Origin of the sequence: Klebsiella spallanzanii (assembly GCF_902158555.1) — a bacterium.
Lineage (GTDB): Bacteria > Pseudomonadota > Gammaproteobacteria > Enterobacterales > Enterobacteriaceae > Klebsiella > Klebsiella spallanzanii.
Map to the genome: position 1 here is coordinate 40,452 of NZ_CABGGS010000005.1, position 23,902 is coordinate 64,353.

Below are 23,902 nucleotides of genomic sequence, written 5' to 3' on the forward strand. Positions count from 1 at the left end.
ATCATAGCTCGCCAATAAAAGACTCATGGATGAGCCTTTTATCAGCACTCAATATTGAGAATACCACTTAATGAATTTTAGCCTCTTCAAGCGCTTTTTTAATCTTCTCACCCAGAATTTTCAGAATAGGCCCAGCAAATACGCCACCTAAGCCAGCAGCCAACAATACCATATTGAAGCTAAGCTCTTTTTCAATGGCAATCGCGCTAAGAAGAAAACTAGTAAAACAAGAGATGACTACCTGGGTTAAACAATGCATTATTCCTGTATGGGAATTATCATCACCTTCTTGTTTATCTCTACGAATAAGATAGCTGACAAATCCACCCCAGGCTCCGGTGGCAATAATTGTGATTAAAATTTCAACTTCCAGTAGCACGACTTCCGTTGTCGCCAAATGGTTAGGGATAGACATAATACACTCCTTGATTAAGGTGGATAACGTTTCTTTATAAGAGTGTAAGTAGTTTCACTATGAGAGATAAAATCAAAGGGCATCAAATCAAACAATATTATCTCTATCGTTTGAAATGATACCCATTAGCGGCGGAATGAGGAAAGCGTATGTAGCATGGAGACAATTTCATTAATGACGATAATGTTCTTGCTACTCTTGCTCCATGACGCATAAACCTGTATAGATTTAAACGTTAATTCTGGTGGTGGCTGAACAAATTTAATATCATACTTGCGCTGATTTTTATAGAACAACGCCAGTTTTAGCGGCATCAACGCAATTAACGAGGTCCGCTCAATCATGCTAATGATTCCATTAAGCGAATCACTTCGATAACCTATAATTCGTGAACCTTTATAATACAGATCATCTTTAAACAAACCATTATCATTAATTATCATTGGAGAAGCCATCCCTGGCTGATACATCGCATGGCGAGAAGAGTAGAATTGATGAAGGGAAATTTGTGATAAAGTACTAAAGATATGACTTCCAGAGAAAATACAGACAAAACTTTTGAAGTTATCTATCATCTGACTATCAATACCGGGAGCAATCAGCGGCTCAGTGCTAATCAGAACATCACATTCAGCTGTGAGCAATAACTCTTTCATCATCTCGCGGGAGATATTCCGTGAGGAGTAATGACTCAGCAATATCCTGTCAAAGATATCACTATCATAAAGCTGAGAGAGATAATAAGCCTCAACGATATCACTACCTAAAAGAGTAATACGAGCATCACCGGTACTTTTATTATCAGCAATAAAGGTGTTATTCACCAGTTCCATCACCTGGCGAAAATTTTGATGAATTTCTATAGCCTTTGCGGTGGGCAGCAGTCCGTCTTTGCCGCGAACAAACAGCTCTTCCTGATAATAGCTTTGTAAACGTCTTAGCGCCAATGAAACTGCGGCGGGAGTAATTCCTAGTCTTTTTGCAGCTTTAGCTGCATTTCCAGCCGAAATAACAGCGTCAAGGATTTTGATTAAATTATAATCAAAATCCTTGTTGGCACCTTTCGATCCCATCCGCTGTTAGCCTCTAAATACGAAAAAAAGCAATATAGATAATACTCAAAATAAATCAATTATCCGCAGCTATAAATAATTATATGACTCGTCGTCACCCAGGCTAAGGTTGGAACAGAAAAAAGCCCGAGCACGAATGCCCAGGCTTGAAATAAGACAGAAAATGAACGGCAATCAGCGCGTCAAATCATCGAAAAATTTCTTCACGCCATCGAAGAAACTTTTAGAACGCGGGCTATTTTTCTCACCCGTCGGACCGCCAAAACTTTCCTGAAGCTCTTTCAGCAGTTGCTTTTGCTTGTCGTTGAGACCAACCGGCGTTTCAACCACCACGCGACACAGAAGATCGCCCTGCGCGCCGCCGCGAACGGACTTTACGCCTTTACCACGCATACGGAACAGCTTACCGGTCTGCGTCTCACCGGGCACCTTCAGATTGACTCGACCATCCAGCGTCGGGACTTCAATCTCGCCGCCAAGAGCCGCCATGGTGAAGTTAATCGGTACTTCACAGTACAGGTTGTTCCCTTCACGCTCAAAAATTGCGTGCTGTTTTACCTGAACCTGAACGTACAGATCGCCAGCCGGAGCCCCATGCTCGCCCGCTTCCCCCTCGCCAGCCAGACGAATACGGTCGCCGGTATCAACGCCCGCCGGAATTTTAACTGACAGGGTTTTGGTTTTCTCAACGCGGCCATGTCCATGGCATTTGTTGCACGGATCTTTAATCAGCGTACCGCGTCCCTGACAGTGCGGACAGGTCTGCTGAACGGCGAAGAAGCCCTGACGCATCTGCACCTGGCCCGCGCCATGACAGGTCGGACAGGTTTGCGGCTGGCTGCCTGCTTTCGCACCGCTGCCGTGGCAAACATCACACTCTTCCAGCGTCGGAATACGGATCTCTTTCGTGACGCCCCGAACGGCTTCTTCCAGCGTCAGATCCATGTTGTAGCGCAGGTCAGCACCGCGCGCCGCGCGCTGGCGACCACGACCGCCGCCGAAGATGTCGCCGAAGACATCACCAAAGATATCGCTGAAATCAGCGCCGCCGCCAAAACCACCGCCGCCGCCTCCCATACCGCCTTGCTCAAACGCCGCATGGCCGTACTGGTCGTATGCTGCACGCTTCTGGGCATCAGTCAGGATTTCATACGCTTCTTTAATTTCTTTGAATTTTGCTTCGGCCTCTTTATCTCCCTGGTTACGGTCCGGGTGATATTTCATGGCCAGGCGTTTATACGCCTTTTTGATTTCACGCTCTTCCGCTGTTCTGGAAACGCCTAAAACCTCGTAATAATCTTGCTTTGCCATTGGTGTTTTTCAGCCCCTTAACATGCGTGCACGGGCGGAGAGGAAACCTCTTCGCCCGTGCCAGTGTTTTACCCGTTCAAAGGGCGATTATTTTTTGTCTTTCACTTCTTCGAACTCAGCGTCAACAACATCGTCGTCCTTCGCATTGCTCTCTTGAGCGTCAGCGCCGCCAGCCTGCTGCTGAGCATGCTGCTGCTGAGCGATTTCCATCAGCTTCTGGGAAGCCTGAGCCAGCGCCTGCATTTTCGCTTCGATATCAGCTTTGTCTTCACCTTTCAGCGAAGTTTCCAGCGCGGTCAGCGCAGACTCGATGGCAGTTTTGTCATCAGTTGGCAGTTTATCGCCTGCTTCTTCAACCTGCTTACGCGTGCTGTGCAACAGATGGTCGCCCTGGTTACGGGTCTGAACCAGCTCTTCAAACTTACGGTCAGCTTCTGCGTTCGCTTCAGCATCGCGAACCATTTTCTGAATTTCTTCTTCGTTCAGACCAGAAGACGCTTTGATGGTGATCTTCTGCTCTTTACCGCTGTTTTTGTCTTTCGCGGAAACGTGCAGAATACCGTCAGCATCGATGTCAAACGTTACTTCGATCTGCGGCATACCGCGCGGAGCCGGATTGATACCATCCAGGTTAAACTGACCCAGAGATTTGTTATCGGATGCACGTTTACGCTCACCCTGAATAACGTGGATGGTTACCGCAGACTGGTTGTCTTCAGCGGTAGAGAACACCTGGCTGTGCTTAGTCGGGATAGTGGTGTTCTTGTTGATGAGCGCAGTCATCACGCCGCCCATGGTTTCGATACCCAGAGACAGCGGGGTAACGTCCAGCAGCAGAACGTCTTTCACTTCACCGGTCAGTACACCACCCTGAACAGCAGCACCGATTGCCACGGCTTCGTCCGGGTTAACGTCTTTACGCGGTTCTTTACCAAAGAACTCAGCAACTTTCTTCTGCACCATCGGCATACGAGTCTGACCACCGACCAGGATAACGTCCTGGATATCGGAAACGGACAGGCCAGCATCCTGCAGCGCAACCTTCAGCGGCTCGATGGAACGGTTAACCAGGTCTTCTACCAGGCTTTCCAGTTTCGCACGGGTCACTTTGATGTTCATGTGTTTCGGACCGGTCGCGTCTGCGGTGATGTACGGCAGGTTCACGTCGGTCTGCTGAGCGGAAGAGAGTTCAATCTTCGCTTTCTCAGCGGCTTCTTTCAGGCGCTGCATCGCCAGCGGGTCGTTACGCAGGTCAATGCCCTGATCTTTCTTAAACTCGTCAACGAGATAGTTGATCAGACGGGTATCGAAATCTTCACCACCCAGGTGGGTATCACCATTGGTCGCCAGAACTTCAAAGGTTTTTTCGCCGTCAACTTCGTCAATTTCGATAACGGAGATATCGAAAGTACCACCACCGAGGTCGTATACCGCGATAGTACGGTTGCCGACTTCTTTATCCAGACCGTATGCCAGCGCAGCAGCAGTCGGTTCGTTGATGATACGTTTGACTTCCAGACCTGCGATACGGCCGGCGTCTTTGGTAGCCTGACGCTGAGCATCGTTAAAGTAAGCAGGTACGGTGATAACCGCTTCAGTTACCGGTTCACCCAGGTAATCTTCAGCCGTTTTCTTCATTTTCTTCAGCACTTCAGCAGAGATCTGCGGCGGTGCGGTTTTGGTGCCTTTCACATCAAGCCATGCGTCGCCATTATCTGCGGCAACGATTTTGTACGGCATGATAGAAACGTCACGCTGGACTTCTTCGTCCTGGAAGCGGCGGCCAATCAGGCGTTTAATCGCAAACAGGGTATTTTGCGGGTTTGTCACTGCCTGACGTTTAGCCGGCTGACCAACCAGAGTTTCACCATCCTGGGTATAAGCAATGATAGAAGGCGTGGTGCGATCGCCTTCGGCGTTCTCCAGCACACGTGCAGTAGTGCCATCCATAATCGCTACACAAGAGTTGGTAGTACCCAGGTCGATACCAATAATTTTACCCATCTAAACGTCTCCACTAAAAATTCAGTCAACATGTGGTTGTGAACCAGTAATAAGGGCGAAACGTGCTGTTTCAACTGCCCGAACATCATTTTTTTTCAGGTTCATTCACTGCGGTTGACTACAAGATGGGGTCGCCTACCGCTTCATCAAGGGGGGAACGCAAAAAAATTTTGCGCTGATTGCGCTACCAGGCCCTGTCGTGCATCCGGACAAGACCGGAAAAAGGCCTAGAACCGAACAACGCATAATCAATAAAAATAATTAAAGCAAACCCATTCACATAATCATTGACATAATCCGCAATGATTACGCGCTAAAGACAATAAAGTCCTGGTGATAAAATATTTTCCAGAAAAACAAATTAAACAATTGGAAAATCATCATGAAATCACTAATTCAGATGTCAACTGGATTAATTTTAAGCATCGCTTTAATAACATCAGCATCGGCTAATGACCATAAAATTTTAGGCGTGGTCGCCATGCCACGAAATGAAACGAACGATCTCACCCTGAAACTCCCCGTTTGCCGGGTGATTAAACGCATCCAACTCACCGCCGACCGTGGTGACGTCCAGCTATCCGGCGCAACGGTGTACTTCAAAGCCAGCAATAGCGCCAGCCAAAGCCTTAACGTCCCATCAACCATTAAACAAGGCACGACCACCAGCTGGATAAACATTAATAGCGACAACGACAACAAACGTTGCGTTAAAAAAATCGCCTTTTCTGGTCATACCGTAAACTCTTCCGATATGGCCTCTCTAAAAATTATCGGTGACGATTAATATCACTGATGACGTTAAATAAGCTGCTATGAAAATTAATTATCTGGAAGATGAAGACCTCTCTTTTCTTCATCAATGTAGTGAAGAGCATCTGGCAACATTTACGCATATTCTGACCCATAACGAAAATGGGAAACCGCGCCTTTCCAGCACGTTATTACGTAATGAAATTTTTCAGGCGATGGAAGGCCATCCTGAACGCTATCGTCGTAACTGGCAGCTGATTGCCGGGGAGCTTCAGCACTTTGGTGGCGATAGCATCGCTAACACGCTTCGCCGCCACGGCAAGTTCTATCGGGAAATCTTGCTGGATGTCTGCAAAAGGCTAAAAGTCAAAGCGGATAAACACACATCGACCCTCGAAATAGAGCAACAGCTCCTGGAACACTTCCTGGAACATAGCTGGAAGAAAATGGATGACCAGCAAAAGGCCGACTTCTTCACTGCCGTGGAGTGTCGGGTCAAAGAGCAGAAGGAACTACTGCCCCACCTGCTCCAGACGCATAAGCTGGCGCAAGGAGTCTCGCATCTTCTTGACGCTCGATTAACGAAGATTCTGCGAACCCATGCTGCAGTCAGCGTCATTGGTCACGGATTAGTGCGCGGTGCTGGGCTGGGCGGTCCCCTTGGCGCAGCGTTCAATGGCGTCAAAGCCGTTAGCGGCAGCGCATACCGGGTCACAATTCCGGCGGTGCTGCACATAGCCTGTTTAAGGCGAATGGCTAACCTTCATCGGGCAGAAGAATAAATTGGTGAAAAATACCCCGCCAGATCATAGACAGTGCTGCGACTCCTCATTATTATGCCGCGCCCCGTCGCCAAGTGACGGGGTAATGCTTCCCTTTCTAATCATTATTTTGAGGAATTATGGGCAACACTAAGTTGGCTAATCCGGCACCGTTGGGCCTTATGGGCTTCGGTATGACCACTATTCTGCTTAACCTGGCGAATAGCGGCCTGTTCGCGTTCGATGTAGCTATCCTGGCGATGGGCATTTTTTACGGCGGCATTGCGCAGATTTTTGCCGGCCTGCTGGAGTTTAAAAAGGGTAACACCTTTGGCTTGACCGCATTTACGTCCTACGGCGCTTTTTGGCTGACGCTGGTCGCGATTCTTCTGATGCCGAAAATGGGCCTCGCAGAAGCGCCTAACGCACACTTCCTCGGCATGTACCTTGGGCTGTGGGGAGTCTTTACCCTGTTCATGTTCTTTGGCACCCTGAAAGCCGCGCGCATGCTGCAGTTTGTCTTCCTGAGCCTGACCGTACTGTTTGCTCTGCTGGCGATCGGCCACCTGGCTGATAACGAAGGCATTGTGAAGATTGCTGGCTGGGTAGGCCTGGTCTGCGGCGGTAGCGCTATTTATCTGGCGATGGGTGAAGTACTGAACGAGCAGTTTGGTCGTACCGTTCTGCCTATCGGCGAAAAGCATTAATTAACCTCGCCGCCCGGCCTTGGGCGGCAAAGTTAAGCGCATTGATTTAAGGCAGGCGCTGCAGCTCACCTTCCGGCGCAGCAGCCTGTTTATCCAACCCTTGACGTAGCCAAATTCCCAGACCCAATCCCATAAACGACAGAGCCAGCACGTACCAGGCAGGCGCCATCGGCGACACCCCCATCAGCATAGTGACAGCAATCGGCGTCAGGCCGCCAAAGATGGCATAAGAGACGTTGTAAGAGAAGGAAATCCCCGTAAATCGAACCTCCGCCGGGAAAGCACGCACCATCACATAAGGCACCGCTCCCACCACGCCGACGCACAGGCCTACCGTACCGTAAAGCAGGAACAGGCGCTGCGGGCTATCGCCGGAAAGATGATAGAAAGCCCAGCTTGAAGCGGCCAGAAATAAGCTGCCAATAATAAACGTGCGGCTGGCGCCAAACTTATCTGCCGCCAGACCTGCCAGCAGGCAGCCGATACACAGCATAATGGTGGCAATACTATTAGCCTGCAATGTGATAGCCGGGGCAAAGCCATAATGTTTTTGCAGCCAGACCGGCGACATCAGGATGACCACGACCACTCCTGCGGATAAGAGCCAGGTCAACAACATAGAGACGATAACCGCTTTCTGATGCTTCAGCGCGACGGCTTTAACCGGCAGCTCCTGCGCTAATGCCCTACGCTGCTGCATTTCGAGGAAAATCGGCGTTTCCTGGAGCCAACGGCGCAGATACATCGCTACCAGGCCAAACGCTCCACCCAGCAGGAATGGTATACGCCAGCCGCCATCGTGAATGCCCTGCGGCGTCAGGTGAGTATTAATCAGCGTCGCCACTACCGACCCCAGTAAAATACCTACCGTCAAGCCGGCAGTTAGCGTGCCGCAGGCGATACCGATTCTTTTTTCCGGAACATGCTCAGCGACAAAAACCCAAGCTCCTGGAACCTCACCGCCAATCGCAGCTCCCTGGAGAATACGCATAAACAGCAGCAAAAGCGGCGCCACGATGCCCATCGACTCATAGGTCGGCAGCAGACCAATCGCCAGCGTCGGCAACGCCATCAGCAAAATACTCAGGGTAAACATTTTCTTACGCCCGACCAGATCGCCAAAGTGCGCCATGATAATGCCGCCAAGAGGTCGTGCTAAATAACCCGCGGCAAAAATACCGAAGGTCTGCACCTGGCGCAGCCATTCAGGAATATCTGTCGGAAAGAACAGCTCGCCAACAACGGCGGCAAAGAAGACAAAGATAATGAAATCATAAAACTCCAGCGCACCGCCGAGGGCGGCCAGCGTCAGAGTTTTATAATCCTGTCGATTCAGAGGTCGGTTATATTGTGACATAACGGGCATTCATCCAGAGGTATGAAGATGTTCTACGTAATGTGTAAAGTTAAAAACACTATATCGTAAATAAAACAACACACCACAGGTGATGCAACTTATGTCAGGAATGCATAAAATTCAGGATAAAGTTTCACGCCTTGCGCTTTTAGGGCGAAAAGCTGCTACCACATCGCGGTTAGTTTCGACATAAGGCCCTTCAAGCAGCTGTACACAATACGGTACACTCGCAAAAACACCGTGTACCAGCACCTTACCTTCAGCATCTTTAACGCCTTCCAGCGTTTCCTCGATAGCTTTAGGCTGGCCTGGAAGATTGAGGATCAGCGCCTGCTTGCGGATAACGCCAACCTGACGAGAAAGAATAGCCGTCGGCACAAAGTGCAGGCTAACCTGGCGCATTTGTTCGCCAAAGCCCGGCATGACTCTGTCGGCAATGGCCAGCGTCGCATCCGGCGTGACGTCACGGCGTGCCGGCCCCGTGCCGCCAGTGGTCAGAACCAGATGGCAGCCCATCTCATCAACCAGCTCACACAGCGTTTGTTCAATAATCACCTGCTCATCCGGGATTAAACGGGTCTGCAGTTCGAAAGGCGTGGATAGCGCACGGGCCAGCCACTCTTCAAGCGCCGGGATGCCTTTATCCTGATAGACACCGCTGGAGGCGCGATCGGAAATGGAAACTAAGCCAATTCGTAAGGTGTTCATGATTATTCCGTTCAAACAGTATTAATAAACAGAATAATACACCGAGGGGAGCAAGGCAGACAGTTTAATGTGGCCGACGAACGTCGGCCACATGCGGGGATTACAGCAGATCGCCGATCATTTTTTCCAGTTTTTCCTGGTCGATCGCAAACTTACGGATACCTTCCGCCAGTTTGTCTACCGCCATCGGATCCTGGTTGTGCTGCCACAGGAACTCAGATTCGGTGATACGAGCCGGGCGCGCTTTAACTTCGCCGCTGAACGTCAGTTTGCGTTCGATAGCGCCTTCGCTTTCAGCCAGCTCTTTCAGCAGCGCCGGAGCGATGGTCAGTCGGTCACAGCCGGCCAGTTCCAGGATCTCGCCGAGGTTACGGAAGCTTGCGCCCATAACTACAGTTTCATAGCCATGCTGCTTGTAGTATTCGTAGATTTCGCTTACGGAAACGACACCCGGATCTTCTGCCGGTGCATATTCTTTCTTGTCGGTGTTCGCTTTGTACCAGTCGAGGATACGGCCAACAAACGGAGAAATCAGGAATACGCCCGCTTCCGCACAAGCACGCGCCTGAGCGAAGGAGAACAGCAGGGTCAGGTTACAGTTGATGCCTTCTTTTTCCAGCTGCTCAGCGGCACGGATACCCTGCCAGGTAGAAGCCAGCTTGATCAGAATGCGATCGTTGCTGATGCCAGCATCGTTGTACAGCTTGATGATGCGTTTAGCTTTCGCGATGGATGCATCGGTGTCATAGGACAGGCGAGCATCAACTTCGGTGGAAATACGGCCAGGGATCAGCTTAAGGATTTCGAGACCAATGTTCACCGCCAGCTTATCGGAAGCATCGATAATCTGCTGTGCGCGGTCGCTGCTCTGGCCGCGAGCCCAGGCAACAGCATCATCAATCAGCTTACGGTACTCAGGGATCTGAGCCGCGCCGAGAATCAAAGAAGGGTTAGTCGTGGCGTCCTGAGGCTGATACAGCTTCATTGCCGCGATATCTCCGGTATCAGCTACGACAGTGGTGTACTGACGCAGAGAAGTCAATTTATCCGTCATGATAGTGTTTCTCTTAAACAGCAGTTAAGGGGATGTAACCGGTCTGCCAAGATGATAACACGCTGCCGGGTCAGCGCAACCGCCTACAATGCGAGAGCGCAGAGTGTGATAAACTGAGTCAATTAATTATCTGAACACTAAAGGATTGTCACTGAATTGGTAGCGTTTACACTTGCGCACCGGCATGGACAAGAGGATGTTTAATGCCTGATTTTCTGTCTTTTATCAATGAAATACTCTGGGGCTCGGTAATGATTTACCTGTTACTGGGCGCGGGTATATGGTTTACCTGGCGAACAAAATATATTCAGTTCCGTTATATTCGCCAGTTCAGCAAAAGTCTGAAAAAAAGCATTCAGCCGCAGCCTGGGGGGTTAACTTCCTTTCAGGCGCTGTGCATGAGCCTGGCTGCGCGTGTGGGTAGCGGTAATCTGGCTGGCGTCGCGCTAGCTATTGCCGCAGGCGGTCCGGGTGCCGTTTTTTGGATGTGGGTCTCTGCGCTGCTCGGAATGGCCAGCAGCTTCGCCGAATGCTCTCTCGCCCAGCTTTATAAAGAACGCGATTCCCGTGGGCAGTTTCGCGGTGGCCCCGCCTGGTATATGGCCAGGGGATTAGGTATGCGCTGGATGGGCGTCCTGTTTTCCATTTTTCTGCTGTTGGCCTACGGCATTATTTTTAACACCGTACAGGCCAACTCCGTTGCCCATGCTCTGGAGTATGCATTCCATTTGCCAGAACTCGCTACGGGCAGCGTACTGGCCGTTCTGACGCTGCTGGTTATCGTCCGTGGCATTCGCGGTGTTGCGCGATTAATGCAGTGGGTCGTACCGGTGATGGCTCTGCTTTGGGTGATAGCCAGCCTGCTTATCAGCCTGTGGCATATCACCGCGCTCCCGGCAATTTTTGAAACCATTTTCCGCTGCGCCTTCGGCTGGCAGGAAGCCGCTGCGGGCGCGGTCGGCTATACCATCAGCCAGGCGCTGACCAGCGGTTTTCAGCGCGGTATGTTTTCCAATGAAGCAGGAATGGGGTCTACGCCGAATGCCGCTGCGGCTGCGGCCTCATGGCCTCCTCACCCCGCAGCGCAGGGGATCGTGCAGATGATTGGCGTCTTCATTGACACGATTGTTATCTGTACCGCCAGCGCGGTCATCATCATGCTCGCACCGCATGGCAGCGAGGGAGAAGCCATTAACGGGATTCAGGCCATTCAGCACGCCATGACCAGTCTGGTTGGCGGTTGGGGCTCCAGCTTTGTCGCTTTTATCGTGCTGCTTTTCGCTTTCAGCTCCATCATTGCAAACTACGTTTACGCGGAAAATAACCTTATTTTTCTGCGCATGGATAGCCAGCGCAACATCTGGGCACTGCGGATCTTCACGCTGTGTATGGTCATCACCGGGGCAATAGTCAGCTTACCGGTCGTCTGGCAAATGGCGGACACCATCATGGCACTCATGGCAATCACTAACCTGACGGCGATTCTGCTGCTGTCGCCGACGGTGCGCATCATTGCTAGTGATTACCTGCGCCAGCGTCGGCTGGGCCAGCGACCGGAATTTGACGTCACCCGCTACCCCGAAATCCATCAGCAGCTGGTGCCGGGTACCTGGGATAATCTGCCGCGCGAATAGCGCGGCAATCGCAGCTATCGATCCCTCTATGGCGTTTTTTTGCTAAAGTCGTCAAAAATCTCCTGCAAGGACTGGATATGCTCATTCTGATTTCACCTGCAAAAACGCTCGATTATCAAAGCCCGCTGGCAACGGCCCGCTATACCCAGCCTGAACTACTGGAATACTCTCAGGAGCTTATCGGCATCGCCCGTCAGCTATCAGCACCGCAAATAGGTAAGCTGATGGGCATCAGCGACAAGCTGGCTGACCTCAATGCGACCCGTTTTCACGACTGGCATCCGAATTTCACGCCGGACAACGCCCGCCAGGCAATTCTGGCTTTTAAGGGCGATGTCTACACCGGTCTGCGGGCAGAAACCTTTAGCGAAGCCGACTTTGATTTTGCCCAGCAGCATCTGCGGATGCTTTCCGGCCTTTATGGCGTCCTGCGCCCGCTGGATCTGATGCAACCTTATCGGCTGGAGATGGGGATTAAGCTTGAAAACGCGAAAGGCAAAGACCTGTATCAGTATTGGGGAGAGGTGATCACCGATAAGCTGAATCAGGCATTGAAAGCGCAGGGTGACGATATCGTGGTTAACCTGGCCTCCGATGAGTACTTCAGATCGGTCAAACCTAAACAGCTTGAGGGTCAGTTGATTAAACCCGTTTTCCTTGATGAGAAAAACGGCAAGTTCAAAGTGATCAGCTTCTATGCCAAGAAAGCTCGCGGCTTAATGAGCCGTTACATCATTGAAAATCGCTTAACCACGCCGGAGCAACTAACCCGCTTTGATAGCGAAGGTTATTTCTTTGACGCTGATGCTTCGAGTAAAAGCGAGCTGGTATTTAAGCGCCACGAGCAGTAAGAAACAAACGCCCCTGCTGCGGATAGCGCAACAGGGGCGCATTGAGTCAAACTTAACCCATCATCAACTTACGCAGCGCGGCAAAATCGGCCGGCAGATTATGTGACAGCAGCGGCAGATCTGCGCGATCGGCCAGCTCTTTCGGCAGCGGCAGCGTCTCTTGCAGGATCTCTTCCACGCTCTCTTTAAATTTCGCCGGATGCGCCGTGCCAAGGAACAGGCCGTACTCGCCTGGCTGCAACTGGTCGCGCAGCGCACGATAAGCAATGGCCGCATGCGGTTCTGAGGTATAGCCAATGGCTTTCAGCTCACGCATGGTATCTTTAGTAACCTCATCGTCCACTGCCGCGTAGCCCAGCTCGTTCAGACGCCAGGTTTTACGGCGGAACAGCTCTTCTACACGCGGCCAGTTGTTCGGCTGGCTGACGTCCATGGCGTTAGACAACGTGGCCTGCGTCGCTTTCGGCGACCAGTTACCGTCCTGCAGGAAGCGCGGTACGGTATCATTGGCGTTCGTCGCCGCGATAAAGCGTTTGATCGGCAGACCCAGAGATTTCGCCAGCAGACCCGCAGTCAGGTCGCCAAAGTTGCCGCTTGGCACCGAGATAACCAGTTGATTACGAGCTTCCTGCGGCAGTTGCGCTACGGCTTCAAAGTAGTAGCAAATCTGCGCCAGCAGGCGGCTGATATTGATTGAGTTAGCCGAGTTCAGCCCCAGCGCAACTTTCAGTTCTTCGTCATCAAAAGCCTGCTTAACCAGCGCCTGGCAGGCATCGAAATCGCCATCGATAGCAACGGTTTCAATGTTGCCACCCAGAGTACAGAACAGCTTTTCCTGCAGCGGGCTAATTTTACCGCGCGGATACAGGATAACGACCTTGACGTTTGGCAGACCATAGAACGCATGCGCGACCGCCGCGCCGGTATCACCGGACGTTGCCGTCAGAATGGTCACCGGTTTGTCGCCCGCGATATGGGTCAGCATTTGCGCCATAAAGCGGCCGCCGAAGTCTTTAAACGCCAGCGTCGGACCGTGGAACAGCTCCAGGCAGCCGACATCGTCCTGCACTTTGCTTACCGGTGCCGGGAAGGTAAACGCGTTGCCGATACGTTCTTGCAGTACATCCTGCGGTATCTCGTCGCCGATAAACGCTGACAAGATTTTCGCGCTACGCGAGACAAAATCCTGCTGCAGCATGTCGTCGATTTCAGTCAGGCTAAATTCCGGTAGATCGTGCGGAAAGAACAGCCCTTGATGCTTGCCAAGCCCCTGCGTGACGGCCTGCGCAAAGCTGACCTGTTCGTTATGATCTTTTAAGTTATAGAGTTTCATTGATTATCCCACTACTCGAGCGCCCGCCGTGTCCAGCCGGCAAATATGAACAAAGCCTTCCTGATTTTGCAGATAGTGCGTAGCCAGCCAGTCGGCGACGCGCTGCGCGGTTTCCGGTTTATCGCATAGTGCGAACAACGTTGGACCGGAACCGGAAATGCCGCACGCCTGCGCGCCAATTTCCATTGCTGCCTGACGCGCTTCGCTGAAGCCCGGCAGTAGTTTGGTACGATACGGTTCGGCAATCACATCTTTCATCAATTTCGCCGCCAACTGAGGCTGACGGGAATAGCAGGCGTGAATGAAGCCCGCCAGATGACGGCCGTGGGCAATACAGTCCTGACGGCGATACTGCGCAGGGAGGATTGCCCGCGCTTCCGCCGTTGAGACTTTAATCCCCGGATAGGCCAGCACCCACAGCCATTCGTCAAAGGCCGGAATCTGCTGGCTGATGATGCCGTTTTCCTCAAGCATCAACTGTATCCCGCCCAGATAGCAGGGGGCGACGTTATCATAGTGAATGCTGCCGGAAATCCGCCCTTCCATCTCGCCCATCAGCGCCAGCATTCGTGTCTCACTGAGCGGCTTACCGCAGAATTCGTTCATCGCCACCAGCGCGGCAACCACGGAACAAGCACTGGACCCCAGGCCGGAGCCGATCGGCATATTTTTTTCCAGCGTCATCGCCACCGGCACCTTTTTGCCAATCTCCTGGCAAAAACGCTCCCAGCATTGATAGACAATATTTTCCTGCGGAGCCGTCGGCAGTTTGCTGGCGAAACGACCCACGTTTTGCAGGCTAAAGCTCGTCGCCGCCTCAACGGAGACGTTGTCTCCCAGCAGAGTGCCGTCAACCGGCGTTACCGCCGCGCCCAGCACGTCAAATCCGACGCTCATATTGGCGCTGGAAGCCGGGGCATATACTTTGACCATCTTAAACTCCTAACTTCCATGACAGGGTACGCAGCAGGTCAGCGAATACGCCCGCCGCCGTCACATCGTTACCCGCACCATAGCCGCGCAGCACCAGCGGCAACGGTTGATAATAGTGGCTGTAGAAAGCCAACGCGTTCTCGCCGTTTTTCACTTTGAATAGCGGATCGTTGCCGTCAACTGCAGCAATTTTCACGCAGCAGGAGCCATCCTCTTCGATGTTACCGACATAGCGCAAGACTTTACCTTCATCGCGCGCTTTAGCGACCCGCGAGGCAAACTCGTCATCCAGAGAAGGCAAGCGCGCCATAAAGCTTTCAACATCGCCGCTGGCATCAAAGCCTGCCGGCAGCGCCGGTTCGACGATAATGTCAGCCAGCTCCAGTTCACGTCCGGTTTCACGGGCAAGGATCAACAGTTTACGAGCCACATCAACGCCAGAAAGATCATCACGCGGATCCGGCTCGGTATAGCCCATCTCACGCGCCAGCTTCGTCGCCTCAGAGAAGCTCACGCCTTCATCCAGCTTACCGAAAATAAATGACAGAGAGCCAGAAAGAATACCGGAAAAATGCCGCAGTTCATCACCCGCATTCAGCAGATTTTGCAAGTTTTCAATGACCGGCAGGCCCGCGCCGACGTTAGTATCGTATAGAAACTTGCGTCGCGAGCTGCTTGCTGCGTGACGTAGCTGATGATAGTAATCCAGCGATGAGGTATTGGCCTTTTTGTTCGGCGTCACCACGTGGAAGCCTTCGCGCAGGAAATCGGCGTACTGGTCGGCCACCGCCTGGCTGGAAGTACAGTCAACAATCACCGGGTTCAGCAGGTGATACTCTTTCACCAGACGAATAAGTCGGCCCAGATTGAACGCCTCTTTGGCTTCCGCCAGCTCATCGCGCCAGTGTTCAAGGTTCAAACCATGCACGCTGGTCAGTAAAGCGCGCGAGTTCGCTACGCCACATACGCGCAGGTCGATATGTTTACTCTTCAACCAGCTTTGTTGACGCTTGATCTGTTCGATTAGCGCGCCGCCGACGCCGCCGATACCAATGACAAACACTTCAATGACCTGATCGGTATTGAACAGCATCTGGTGAGTCACGCGCACGCCGGTTGTCGCGTCATCATTACTAACAACAACGGAGATAGAACGTTCGGAAGAGCCCTGCGCAATCGCCACAATGTTGATATTGGCGCGCGCCAGCGCAGCGAAGAATTTGGCCGAAATCCCGCGTAGCGTCCGCATGCCATCGCCGACAACCGAAATAATTGCCAGGCGTTCCATGATCGACAGCGGCTCAAGCAATCCCTCTTTCAGCTCCAGATAGAATTCATCTTCCATCACTCGCTTCGCCCGCGCGCAGTCGCTCTGCGGTACGCAGAAACTGATACTGTATTCAGAAGAGGACTGGGTGATAAGAACAACCGAAATTCCCGCGCGGGACATGGTGGCGAATACGCGTGCCGCCATGCCAACCATCCCCTTCATCCCCGGACCGGAGACGTTGAACATCGCCATATTGTTAAGATTAGAGATCCCCTTAACCGGCAGGTCATCTTCATCACGGCTGGCGCCGATTAGCGTGCCAGGAGCTTGCGGATTGCCCGTATTTTTAATTAAACAAGGGATCTGGAACTGGGCGATTGGCGCGATAGTGCGCGGGTGCAGAACTTTCGCGCCGAAGTAAGAAAGCTCCATCGCTTCCTGATAGGACATCGACTTCAGCAGGCGCGCATCAGGGACCTGACGTGGGTCACAGGTATAAACACCGTCGACGTCAGTCCAAATCTCACAGCAGTCAGCGCGCAGGCAGGCGGCCAGTACAGCAGCAGAGTAGTCAGAACCGTTACGGCCGAGAACCACCAGCTCGCCCTTTTCGTTGCCTGCGGTAAAGCCCGCCATCAGCACCATATGGTCAGCCGGGATCTGGCTGGCAGTAATACGACGAGTCGATTCAGCAATATCAACGGTAGATTCGAGGTAATGGCCGACGGCAAGCAGTTTTTCAACCGGGTTAATCACCGTGACGTTATGGCCGCGCGCTTCCAGCAGCCCGGCCATAATCGCGATAGAGAGCTTTTCACCCCGGCAAATCAGAGAGGCATTGACGCTATCCGGGCACTGTCCGAGCAGGCTAATACCGTGCAGAACGTGTTTGATTTGCGCAAATTCTTGTTCAACAAAAACTTTCAGTTGAGCAAGCGGGAATCCTGGCTGGGCATCGGCGAGGCCTTGCAGAAGTTCGGCGAAAATACGTTCGGCATCGGCGATATTGGTCAGCGCATCCTGGCCGCCAATCGTTTTTTCGATCATCGCAACCAGATGGTTAGTAATCTTCGCGGGGGCAGACAGTACGGTCGCTACCTGCCCCTGCCTGGCATTGCTTTCCAGAATATCGGCAACTCGCAGAAAGCGTTCTGCATTTGCCACTGATGTACCGCCGAACTTCAACACACGCATGGTTGTGACCCCTTAATTTTTTATCGAAAAAAAAAGCCCGCACTGTTCAGGTGCGGGCTTTTTTCTGTGTTTCCTGTACGCGTCAGCCCGCACCGTTACCTGTGGTAATAGTGGTGGTGATAATCGTGGTAATCATGCCGATGCGATTCATGGATGTTGTGTACTCTGTAATTTTTATCTGTCTGTGTCCTGTGCCTATATTGGTTAAAGTATCTGTCGACCTAAGTCAACGAATTTCTACTTTTACCCCGTTTTTACGCACCGAGCCAATACGCCATAATAACCTGACAACTCATCCGTATTTACGCAATGCAACGCCAACAATCAGCACATTAAACCATATTAAAATCATATTACAGATCTTTACTCTGATAGGTTTTTTTCAATATCGTGCAGTAAGCGATGCAGCATTGCAGTGTCACGCTGTTGCAAAAGACCGATTCGCTGCTGTAGCCAATCGGTAAGTTTGATGTCGTCTCCAACACCGAGACGGGTCAACAGATCGAGCGTACGTGAACGTAGCGCCTGCAACTGGTTTTCATCCACGCCTGCAGATATTTTCGGGGCTTGCTGCATCAGCGAAGTCAACTGATAGCAATAAACCATTACCGATTGCCCTAAATTCAGCGAGGGATAGTCCGCTACCATCGGTACGCCGGTCAACACGTCAGCCAGGGCAAGCTCTTCATTGGTTAGCCCGGAATCCTCACGACCAAACACCAGCGCGGCATGATTCATCCACTGTGCTTTCTCCTCCAGTAGCGGTAATAGCTGCTGCGGCGTCGCATAATAGTGGAAACGCGCCCGGCTGCGGGCAGTCGTGGCAACGGTAAAATCCACGTCATGCAGCGCCTGCTCCAGCGTAGCAAAAGTGCTGATATTATCGAGGATATCGCCGGATCCGTGCGCCACCCAGCGCGCGGCAGGCTGCAAATGCGCATCGCTATCAACGATACGCATATCGCTAAACCCCATTGTTTTCATCGCTCGCGCAGCTGCGCCAACGTTCTCTGCCCGAGCCGGGGACACTAATACAATTGATAAACGCATTCGGTTTCTCTTTTACCTTTTTAGGCGGAGGGAATGACTATTCACACCCTCATTTTACGCGCCGTAAATTTACAAATTTGCAACAAAAATCACTAAATTTGAGCTTTATCACCCATAAAAAAAACTAAACTATTCCCAAGTCCCCATGACACGGAGTATGTTAACAGAACGTCTTTATCCGTATGTTTGGCAATGAAATTTATATCCAGGCACGTTTTCAGACGTTGGATTCACCATGTTTATTATTTTCTCAACGCAACTAATTGAGCCGTGTATGAATTGTGACTATGAATCGCATTTCGATGCAATGATTTCACAAGACTGTTAACGTGCTACAATTGAACTTGATATATGTCAACGAAGCGTAGTTTTATTGGGTGTCAGGCCTCTCTTAGCCTGTTATGTTGCTGTTAAAATGGTTAGGATGACAGCCGTTTTTGACACCGTCGGGTCCAGAGGGAAAGTACCCACGACCAAGCTAATGATGTTGTTGACGTTGATGGAAAGTGCATCAAGAACGCAATTACGTACTTTAGTCATGTTACGCCGGGCATGTTAATTTGCGACATGTACCAGGCAGGTCAGGGACTTTGGTACTTCCTGTTTCGATTTAGTTGGCAATTTAGGTAGCAAACATGCAGACCCCGCACATTCTTATCGTTGAAGACGAGTTGGTAACACGCAACACGTTAAAAAGTATTTTCGAAGCAGAAGGCTATGATGTATTCGAAGCGACCGATGGCGCGGAAATGCATCAGATCCTGTCTGAAAATGATATCAACCTGGTAATCATGGATATCAACCTACCAGGTAAAAATGGCCTCCTGCTAGCGCGCGAACTGCGTGAACAGGCAGACGTCGCGCTGATGTTCCTTACCGGTCGCGATAACGAAGTGGATAAAATTCTGGGCCTCGAAATCGGCGCCGATGACTATATCACTAAACCGTTCAACCCACGTGAACTGACGATTCGCGCGCGCAACCTGCTCTCCCGTACCATGAACCTGGGTACCCCGAGCGAAGAGCGCCGTAGCGTAGAAAGCTATAAGTTCAACGGCTGGGAGCTGGATATCAATAGCCGTTCGCTGGTAAGCCCAAATGGTGAGCAGTACAAGCTGCCGCGCAGTGAATTCCGCGCCATGCTGCACTTCTGCGAAAATCCGGGCAAAATCCAGTCGCGTGCAGAACTGCTGAAGAAAATGACCGGCCGTGAGCTTAAGCCGCACGACCGTACCGTGGACGTGACCATCCGCCGCATTCGTAAGCATTTTGAGTCCACTCCGGATACCCCGGAAATTATCGCCACTATCCATGGCGAGGGGTACCGCTTCTGTGGAGACCTGCAGGAATAACCAGGTTTTTCTTGCTGTCATAACGTAAAAACGGCGCTATTCGCGCCGTTTTTTTTATTTCCAGATCCTCAGCTTATCGTTATCTTCACCGCCATCAGGCTGTTTTTCTTTCGGCTTTGGGAGAGATAGCGCATACCAGTCAACGCGACGGGTCAGGAACATTAGCGCGCTGAGCGCCAACAGCAGCACCCCGGTTCCCAATAGCAATGCGCTATCTTCCGAACGTAACAGCATCCACATAACGCTATCCAGCAACAGCAAGGCGCAGACGAAAAGCAGACTATTACGCCATCCTTTCAGAACTGCTTGCAGATATACTCCATTGATCAGCGCCCCTATCAGGCTGGCAACGATCCATGAAGACGTAAAACCGATATGTTCGGACAATGCCAGCAGCACCAGATAAAACATCACCAACGACAAACCAACCAGCAGATACTGCATCGGGTGTAAACGGCACTGGGTCAGGCTTTCGAAAACGAAAAAGGCCATGAACGTCAGTGAAATCAAAAGAATGGCATACTTGGTTGCCCGATCAGTCAACTGATACTGATCGGCAGGGGTCGTGACGTTAACATTGAAAGCAGGCAACTGACGCCACTCAATCTCCCGATCGTCTACGAAAAAACGGGCCATATTGTTTGCAAACCAGCTACTTTGCCAGTGCGCGCTATAGCCAGTGGGAGTGATCTCACGGTTAACCGGCAGAAAATCGCCCAGAAAGCCAGGATGCGCCCAATTGCTGGCAAGCTGTAGCTCACTGTTACGTCCGAGCGGCACGACTGAGAAGCTCCCGGTTCCGTTCAGATTCAGTGTGAATTCAACATCCAGCGTTTTTTGTTCAGGAGATAGTAGCGGCATTGGCATATGAATTCCCTCTCCGCTACCGCTGATACCAATTCCTGGTTCTACAGGAAGCGCCTCGCCGTTAATCTTCGGAGCTATAATGGTACCAATCCCGCGCGCATCGCTGACGCCGACCACCATAACCGGTTTACCCAACGTAATATTATCTTTTCTGAGTTCAGACAGACGAGAAGCATCAAACTGCGCCTTAATCCCAAGATCGTTGTGCCAAATCTGGCCTTCATAAATACCGATTTTCCGCGATTCAACGTTCTGCTTTCCGGCAATCGCCAGCGATTCCGGTAACCAGTAATGCACCCAGCTACGCTCATATGTCACCTCTTTTTTATCTTCGATACAGGTCAATGTTTCGGTGACAGGAATGGCAATCAGCGGCCCGGTCAGCTTCTGCGACCCGCTGGTACTGCTCTCCAGCGCATCCACCACATCGCTGCGATAGTCCGCGCGTTCCACAATCAGCTGCCTGACGATCATTAGCGGGATCGATAGCAATAAAATGCATCCCAACAGGGTGCTCATTTTCCAGAATAATGGTGATTTCAACATAGCCCTCTCCTTAGTGATGTGTTCACCTTAACGGGGCTATGTGGGGGGAGTTTGAAGCTATGTGAAGTGAGCGTGAAGTCTCAGCAACGCGCACACGCCGCCTTCAGGGCGATTAATCAGTTGGATATCCCCCTGATGCAGGCGTGCGACTTCACGAACAAATGCCAAACCCAGGCCACTGCTTTTATGGCCATTTTCACGCGGTAAAGAATAGAAGCGCTCAAAGATGCGTCCCAGGGCATAATCTGGAATACCGCTACCCGTATCGCTCACGGTTAACAGCACACCGCCATCGCTTTCCTCAGCCCGCAACAGGATCTCGCCTTCAGTTGGCGTGAAGTCGATGGCATTATCCAGCAAATTACCTAACGCCTGCGCCAAAAGCTCGCGATCGCCCTCAACCGTCAGAGACGTTTCCTGCCAACGCAGCGTAAGTTTTTTCGCCGCTAACGCGATTTCGCGCTCTTCGGCCAGACGGTTAAAAAGCTCAGAAACAGGGACCGGGCGACGGGAAATCTCCAGACGATTCTCCAGCCGGGCCTGCTGGAGCAGGTTTTCCACTAAAGACTGCATTCGCGCATTTTGCGCCAGAATATTGCCGGTGAAACGCGCAACAACTTCAGGGGGCGGGCCTTCATGGAGAATTTCTGCCGCGCCGCGAATCGCCGCCAGCGGGCTTTTCAGTTCATGGGTCAGCACATACACATAGTTCTCAATCGCATTTTTACCCTCCAGCTTAACACGCATGCTCTCCAGCGCCTGCGCCAGCTTACGCAATTCGCTACTCCCCACGTTTGGCAGCGGAACCGGACGCCCGGCGGTCACGGAGTCCGCGTAGCGCACCAGCTTGCCGATGGAGAAGTTAATCCACCATACCATTCCGATGCCAATCAGTAGCGCGATGCCCAGCAGCGCGCCGCTTGCCCACAGAATACGCCGCTCGCTACGTTTGATAACCGGTGCCATGGCCAGGTTCGGTTTGCCGACGCTCAACACCCCAATAATTCGACCACTATCAGTGACCGGTGCGGCGATATACATAATCGAACTGTTATCATCGTTCGGGTCGCTGCGCGTGCTGCGCGCGCCGTATTGGCCGCGTAGAGTGAGCCAGACATCATTCCAGCGAGAGTAGTCTTGCCCCAGCGCTTTACCAGCTGAGTCAAAAACCACCTTCCCCTGCGCATCGGTCATGTAGACGTGATATTCATTGCGGACCTTATTAATACCGGCAATGTTAGCGTTGATCGACTGACGATGAAGCGTCTGAAAGGCCTGGGCCAGGCGTCCATGCTGCGGGTCGGCGGAAAGCAGATCCTCACGAGCCAACTCAGCGAGCAAAGTGGCGGTATCGATCAGCGTGCCTTCCGTTGCCCGCCGTACGCCGGGCTTAATCTCCTGAACGAAAATGGAGAGAACAAACCACGCGGCAATCGCCACAATCAAAAAGTAGCCCAGCAGCAGCCGCATACCGATGCGCATCAGGAGCCTCCAAGGCTATATCCCATGCCACGATGCGTATTGATGGGAGAGATATTGGGATTCACTTCGCGCAGCTTAGCGCACAGGGTTTTGATATGAGTATCCACGGTGCGATCGAAGCTCTCGTTTGCGTCCCCCCATACCTGCTCCATAAGCTGCTGGCGGGAAAAAATACGGCCCGGGGAGTGAAGCAGCGTTTTTAATAACAAAAACTCATAGCGAGTCAGATTCAACGATTGACCGCACCACGTCACCTGAGCCGCGGCATCATTTAGCGTAAACTCCCCCACGCATAATAGCGGTGAAGGAGCCGCGAATTTCTGCAGCCGCCGCAGAACGGTACGAACTCTGGCGCAGACTTCGCGAGGGGAAAAAGGCTTGGCGATATAATCATCAGCGCCGATTTCCAGGCCAAGCAGTTTATCCACCTCTTCGCTGCGCGCGGTGAGGAACAGCACCGGCAGCGCCGGATGGCGGGCCAGCAGTCGACGGCATAGTTCAAAGCCGCTGATATCGGGCAGCCCGACATCCAGAATCGCCAGGTCGGGTACCTGAAGGTGGGCCGCATCAAGTGCAGGCAGTCCACGTTCAAACGCCGTAACGACAAATCCTTCTTGTTGCAGCATGTAGACGAGCGTGTCCGCAATGCTCAGCTCATCTTCCACCAACCAGATCCGCGGTTGTTGCATCGGCGTTCCCTGTTATTTATTCCATGGCATAATCGGCACCGCGCTAATGGCATTCTTCGGCGAGCCGTCAACGATTTTATCCGAATAGGTCAGATAGACCAGCGCGTTACGTTTGGTATCGTAAAAACGCACGACCTGCAGCTTTTTAAATACCAGCGAAGTGCGCTTCTGGAAGACCACATCGCCCTGGGTTTTGCCTTTTTTGATTTTATCCGTCAGCTCAATGGGCCCCACCTGCTGACAGGATATCGCGGCATCAGAGGTATCTTCCGCCAATCCCAGGCCGCCTTTAATTCCCCCGGTTTTCGCCCGGCTGATATAGCACGTCACGTTCTGAACATCAGGGTCGTCAAAGGCCTCAACGACGATCTTATGGTCCGGACCGAGAAACTTAAACACGGTATCCACAGAGCCAATTTGCTCCGCCTGCGCCATCTGACAACCGACGAGTAAAAACATTCCCGCAACTAACTTCTTGTATTTCATATTGTTACCATTCTTAAAAATTTAGCTGAGTGATTATCACACATTAAGAAGAAAAGTTTTATAGATCACAGC

At 51.7% G+C, this 23,902-nt stretch carries 23 protein-coding genes and 1 other annotated feature; of the genes, 6 read left to right on the forward strand and 17 right to left on the reverse strand.

Annotation, left to right across the window (positions count from 1 at the left end):
- Positions 1 to 67: 67 nt before the first annotated feature.
- The 4 genes from FN082_RS07580 to dnaK all read right to left on the reverse strand — a co-directional run bounded on the left by FN082_RS07580 (position 68) and on the right by dnaK (position 4,803).
- Positions 68 to 415 (reverse strand): phage holin family protein, encoded by a 348-nt coding sequence (locus FN082_RS07580; RefSeq protein WP_139536865.1) that lies wholly within the window; start codon positions 413 to 415, stop codon positions 68 to 70.
- A 125-nt stretch (positions 416 to 540) separates the two neighbouring features.
- Positions 541 to 1,488, reverse strand: a complete 948-nt coding sequence (locus tag FN082_RS07585) for a LysR family transcriptional regulator (RefSeq protein WP_139536864.1) — start codon at positions 1,486 to 1,488, stop codon at positions 541 to 543.
- Between the two features lie 174 nt (positions 1,489 to 1,662).
- Complete coding sequence (gene dnaJ / locus FN082_RS07590) at positions 1,663 to 2,799, reverse strand: molecular chaperone DnaJ (RefSeq protein WP_142462217.1); 1,137 nt, start codon at positions 2,797 to 2,799, stop codon at positions 1,663 to 1,665.
- Between the two features lie 87 nt (positions 2,800 to 2,886).
- Complete coding sequence (dnaK, locus tag FN082_RS07595; RefSeq protein WP_142981382.1) at positions 2,887 to 4,803, reverse strand: molecular chaperone DnaK; 1,917 nt, start codon at positions 4,801 to 4,803, stop codon at positions 2,887 to 2,889.
- A gap of 382 nt (positions 4,804 to 5,185) precedes the next feature.
- Here dnaK and FN082_RS07600 point away from each other — a divergent pair, with 382 nt between their 5' ends.
- From FN082_RS07600 to satP, 3 genes are all read left to right on the forward strand, one after another.
- Complete coding sequence (locus tag FN082_RS07600; protein ID WP_139536861.1) at positions 5,186 to 5,590, forward strand: DUF2541 family protein; 405 nt, start codon at positions 5,186 to 5,188, stop codon at positions 5,588 to 5,590.
- 28 nt (positions 5,591 to 5,618) lie between these two features.
- Positions 5,619 to 6,338 carry an acidic protein MsyB gene (msyB, locus tag FN082_RS07605; RefSeq protein ID WP_139536860.1) on the forward strand — a complete coding sequence of 240 codons (720 nt, stop codon included), beginning with the start codon at positions 5,619 to 5,621 and terminating at the stop codon, positions 6,336 to 6,338.
- 119 nt (positions 6,339 to 6,457) lie between these two features.
- A complete protein-coding gene (satP, locus tag FN082_RS07610) occupies positions 6,458 to 7,024 on the forward strand; it encodes an acetate uptake transporter (RefSeq protein ID WP_004128752.1) in 567 nt (188 codons plus the stop codon).
- Between the two features lie 46 nt (positions 7,025 to 7,070).
- Here satP and FN082_RS07615 read toward each other — a convergent pair whose 3' ends face one another.
- From FN082_RS07615 to tal, 3 genes are all read right to left on the reverse strand, one after another.
- Complete coding sequence (locus FN082_RS07615) at positions 7,071 to 8,381, reverse strand: MFS transporter (RefSeq protein WP_142981383.1); 1,311 nt, start codon at positions 8,379 to 8,381, stop codon at positions 7,071 to 7,073.
- A gap of 120 nt (positions 8,382 to 8,501) precedes the next feature.
- Positions 8,502 to 9,089, reverse strand: a complete 588-nt coding sequence (gene mog / locus FN082_RS07620) for a molybdopterin adenylyltransferase (RefSeq protein WP_139536858.1) — start codon at positions 9,087 to 9,089, stop codon at positions 8,502 to 8,504.
- A 100-nt stretch (positions 9,090 to 9,189) separates the two neighbouring features.
- Entirely contained in the window at positions 9,190 to 10,143 is a 954-nt protein-coding gene (tal, locus tag FN082_RS07625) for a transaldolase (RefSeq protein WP_139536857.1), read from the reverse strand.
- Positions 10,144 to 10,346: 203 nt separating this feature from the next.
- Here tal and FN082_RS07630 point away from each other — a divergent pair, with 203 nt between their 5' ends.
- Entirely contained in the window at positions 10,347 to 11,777 is a 1,431-nt protein-coding gene (locus FN082_RS07630; protein WP_139536856.1) for an alanine/glycine:cation symporter family protein, read from the forward strand.
- Between the two features lie 77 nt (positions 11,778 to 11,854).
- Positions 11,855 to 12,628 carry a peroxide stress protein YaaA gene (gene yaaA, locus FN082_RS07635; protein ID WP_142981384.1) on the forward strand — a complete coding sequence of 258 codons (774 nt, stop codon included), beginning with the start codon at positions 11,855 to 11,857 and terminating at the stop codon, positions 12,626 to 12,628.
- Between the two features lie 52 nt (positions 12,629 to 12,680).
- Here yaaA and thrC read toward each other — a convergent pair whose 3' ends face one another.
- The 6 genes from thrC to yjjY form a co-directional block, all read right to left on the reverse strand.
- Positions 12,681 to 13,961: a threonine synthase gene (thrC, locus tag FN082_RS07640; RefSeq protein ID WP_139536854.1), complete on the reverse strand. Its 1,281-nt coding sequence runs from the start codon at positions 13,959 to 13,961 to the stop codon at positions 12,681 to 12,683.
- A gap of 3 nt (positions 13,962 to 13,964) precedes the next feature.
- Positions 13,965 to 14,894: a homoserine kinase gene (thrB, locus tag FN082_RS07645; protein ID WP_142462213.1), complete on the reverse strand. Its 930-nt coding sequence runs from the start codon at positions 14,892 to 14,894 to the stop codon at positions 13,965 to 13,967.
- Position 14,895: 1 nt separating this feature from the next.
- Positions 14,896 to 17,358 (reverse strand): bifunctional aspartate kinase/homoserine dehydrogenase I, encoded by a 2,463-nt coding sequence (thrA, locus tag FN082_RS07650; RefSeq protein WP_139536852.1) that lies wholly within the window; start codon positions 17,356 to 17,358, stop codon positions 14,896 to 14,898.
- Positions 17,359 to 17,384: 26 nt separating this feature from the next.
- Positions 17,385 to 17,502, reverse strand: a sequence feature (Thr leader region).
- On the reverse strand, positions 17,441 to 17,509 hold the full coding sequence (gene thrL, locus FN082_RS07655) for a thr operon leader peptide (RefSeq protein ID WP_004222578.1): 69 nt from the start codon (positions 17,507 to 17,509) through the stop codon (positions 17,441 to 17,443). Its footprint overlaps the feature before it by 62 nt.
- Before the next feature lie 212 nt (positions 17,510 to 17,721).
- Positions 17,722 to 18,408, reverse strand: a complete 687-nt coding sequence (locus FN082_RS07660; protein ID WP_142462211.1) for a tRNA/rRNA methyltransferase — start codon at positions 18,406 to 18,408, stop codon at positions 17,722 to 17,724.
- Positions 18,409 to 18,807: 399 nt separating this feature from the next.
- Positions 18,808 to 18,948: a YjjY family protein gene (gene yjjY, locus FN082_RS07665; protein WP_001541509.1), complete on the reverse strand. Its 141-nt coding sequence runs from the start codon at positions 18,946 to 18,948 to the stop codon at positions 18,808 to 18,810.
- A gap of 95 nt (positions 18,949 to 19,043) precedes the next feature.
- Here yjjY and arcA point away from each other — a divergent pair, with 95 nt between their 5' ends.
- On the forward strand, positions 19,044 to 19,760 hold the full coding sequence (arcA, locus tag FN082_RS07670; RefSeq protein WP_004132265.1) for a two-component system response regulator ArcA: 717 nt from the start codon (positions 19,044 to 19,046) through the stop codon (positions 19,758 to 19,760).
- Between the two features lie 54 nt (positions 19,761 to 19,814).
- Here arcA and creD read toward each other — a convergent pair whose 3' ends face one another.
- Genes creD through creA form a run of 4 tightly spaced genes read right to left on the reverse strand, consistent with a single transcriptional unit; the run spans position 19,815 to position 23,830 of the window.
- Positions 19,815 to 21,173 (reverse strand): cell envelope integrity protein CreD, encoded by a 1,359-nt coding sequence (gene creD, locus FN082_RS07675; RefSeq protein WP_185932110.1) that lies wholly within the window; start codon positions 21,171 to 21,173, stop codon positions 19,815 to 19,817.
- A gap of 57 nt (positions 21,174 to 21,230) precedes the next feature.
- On the reverse strand, positions 21,231 to 22,655 hold the full coding sequence (gene creC, locus FN082_RS07680) for a two-component system sensor histidine kinase CreC (protein ID WP_142981385.1): 1,425 nt from the start codon (positions 22,653 to 22,655) through the stop codon (positions 21,231 to 21,233).
- Positions 22,655 to 23,344, reverse strand: a complete 690-nt coding sequence (creB, locus tag FN082_RS07685; RefSeq protein WP_142981386.1) for a two-component system response regulator CreB — start codon at positions 23,342 to 23,344, stop codon at positions 22,655 to 22,657. The genes creC and creB overlap by 1 nt, the downstream gene beginning before the upstream one ends.
- Before the next feature lie 12 nt (positions 23,345 to 23,356).
- Entirely contained in the window at positions 23,357 to 23,830 is a 474-nt protein-coding gene (creA, locus tag FN082_RS07690) for a protein CreA (protein WP_139539363.1), read from the reverse strand.
- Positions 23,831 to 23,902: the final 72 nt, after the last annotated feature.

Excerpts from the sequence above, each read along its gene's own strand:
- creC (WP_142981385.1), bottom strand. The coding sequence starts at position 22,655 with ATGCGCATCGGTATGCGGCTGCTGCTGGGCTACTTTTTGATTGTGGCG.
- tal (WP_139536857.1), bottom strand. The coding sequence starts at position 10,143 with ATGACGGATAAATTGACTTCTCTGCGTCAGTACACCACTGTCGTAGCT.
- mog (WP_139536858.1), bottom strand. The coding sequence starts at position 9,089 with ATGAACACCTTACGAATTGGCTTAGTTTCCATTTCCGATCGCGCCTCC.
- thrC (WP_139536854.1), bottom strand. The coding sequence starts at position 13,961 with ATGAAACTCTATAACTTAAAAGATCATAACGAACAGGTCAGCTTTGCG.
- msyB (WP_139536860.1), top strand. The coding sequence starts at position 5,619 with ATGAAAATTAATTATCTGGAAGATGAAGACCTCTCTTTTCTTCATCAA.
- thrA (WP_139536852.1), bottom strand. The coding sequence starts at position 17,358 with ATGCGTGTGTTGAAGTTCGGCGGTACATCAGTGGCAAATGCAGAACGC.
- thrB (WP_142462213.1), bottom strand. The coding sequence starts at position 14,894 with ATGGTCAAAGTATATGCCCCGGCTTCCAGCGCCAATATGAGCGTCGGA.
- FN082_RS07660 (WP_142462211.1), bottom strand. The coding sequence starts at position 18,408 with ATGCGTTTATCAATTGTATTAGTGTCCCCGGCTCGGGCAGAGAACGTT.
- dnaJ (WP_142462217.1), bottom strand. The coding sequence starts at position 2,799 with ATGGCAAAGCAAGATTATTACGAGGTTTTAGGCGTTTCCAGAACAGCG.
- FN082_RS07630 (WP_139536856.1), top strand. The coding sequence starts at position 10,347 with ATGCCTGATTTTCTGTCTTTTATCAATGAAATACTCTGGGGCTCGGTA.
- FN082_RS07600 (WP_139536861.1), top strand. The coding sequence starts at position 5,186 with ATGAAATCACTAATTCAGATGTCAACTGGATTAATTTTAAGCATCGCT.
- arcA (WP_004132265.1), top strand. The coding sequence starts at position 19,044 with ATGCAGACCCCGCACATTCTTATCGTTGAAGACGAGTTGGTAACACGC.
- yjjY (WP_001541509.1), bottom strand. The coding sequence starts at position 18,948 with ATGACTAAAGTACGTAATTGCGTTCTTGATGCACTTTCCATCAACGTC.
- FN082_RS07585 (WP_139536864.1), bottom strand. The coding sequence starts at position 1,488 with ATGGGATCGAAAGGTGCCAACAAGGATTTTGATTATAATTTAATCAAA.
- creD (WP_185932110.1), bottom strand. The coding sequence starts at position 21,173 with ATGTTGAAATCACCATTATTCTGGAAAATGAGCACCCTGTTGGGATGC.
- FN082_RS07615 (WP_142981383.1), bottom strand. The coding sequence starts at position 8,381 with ATGTCACAATATAACCGACCTCTGAATCGACAGGATTATAAAACTCTG.
- yaaA (WP_142981384.1), top strand. The coding sequence starts at position 11,855 with ATGCTCATTCTGATTTCACCTGCAAAAACGCTCGATTATCAAAGCCCG.
- FN082_RS07580 (WP_139536865.1), bottom strand. The coding sequence starts at position 415 with ATGTCTATCCCTAACCATTTGGCGACAACGGAAGTCGTGCTACTGGAA.
- satP (WP_004128752.1), top strand. The coding sequence starts at position 6,458 with ATGGGCAACACTAAGTTGGCTAATCCGGCACCGTTGGGCCTTATGGGC.
- creB (WP_142981386.1), bottom strand. The coding sequence starts at position 23,344 with ATGCAACAACCGCGGATCTGGTTGGTGGAAGATGAGCTGAGCATTGCG.
- dnaK (WP_142981382.1), bottom strand. The coding sequence starts at position 4,803 with ATGGGTAAAATTATTGGTATCGACCTGGGTACTACCAACTCTTGTGTA.
- creA (WP_139539363.1), bottom strand. The coding sequence starts at position 23,830 with ATGAAATACAAGAAGTTAGTTGCGGGAATGTTTTTACTCGTCGGTTGT.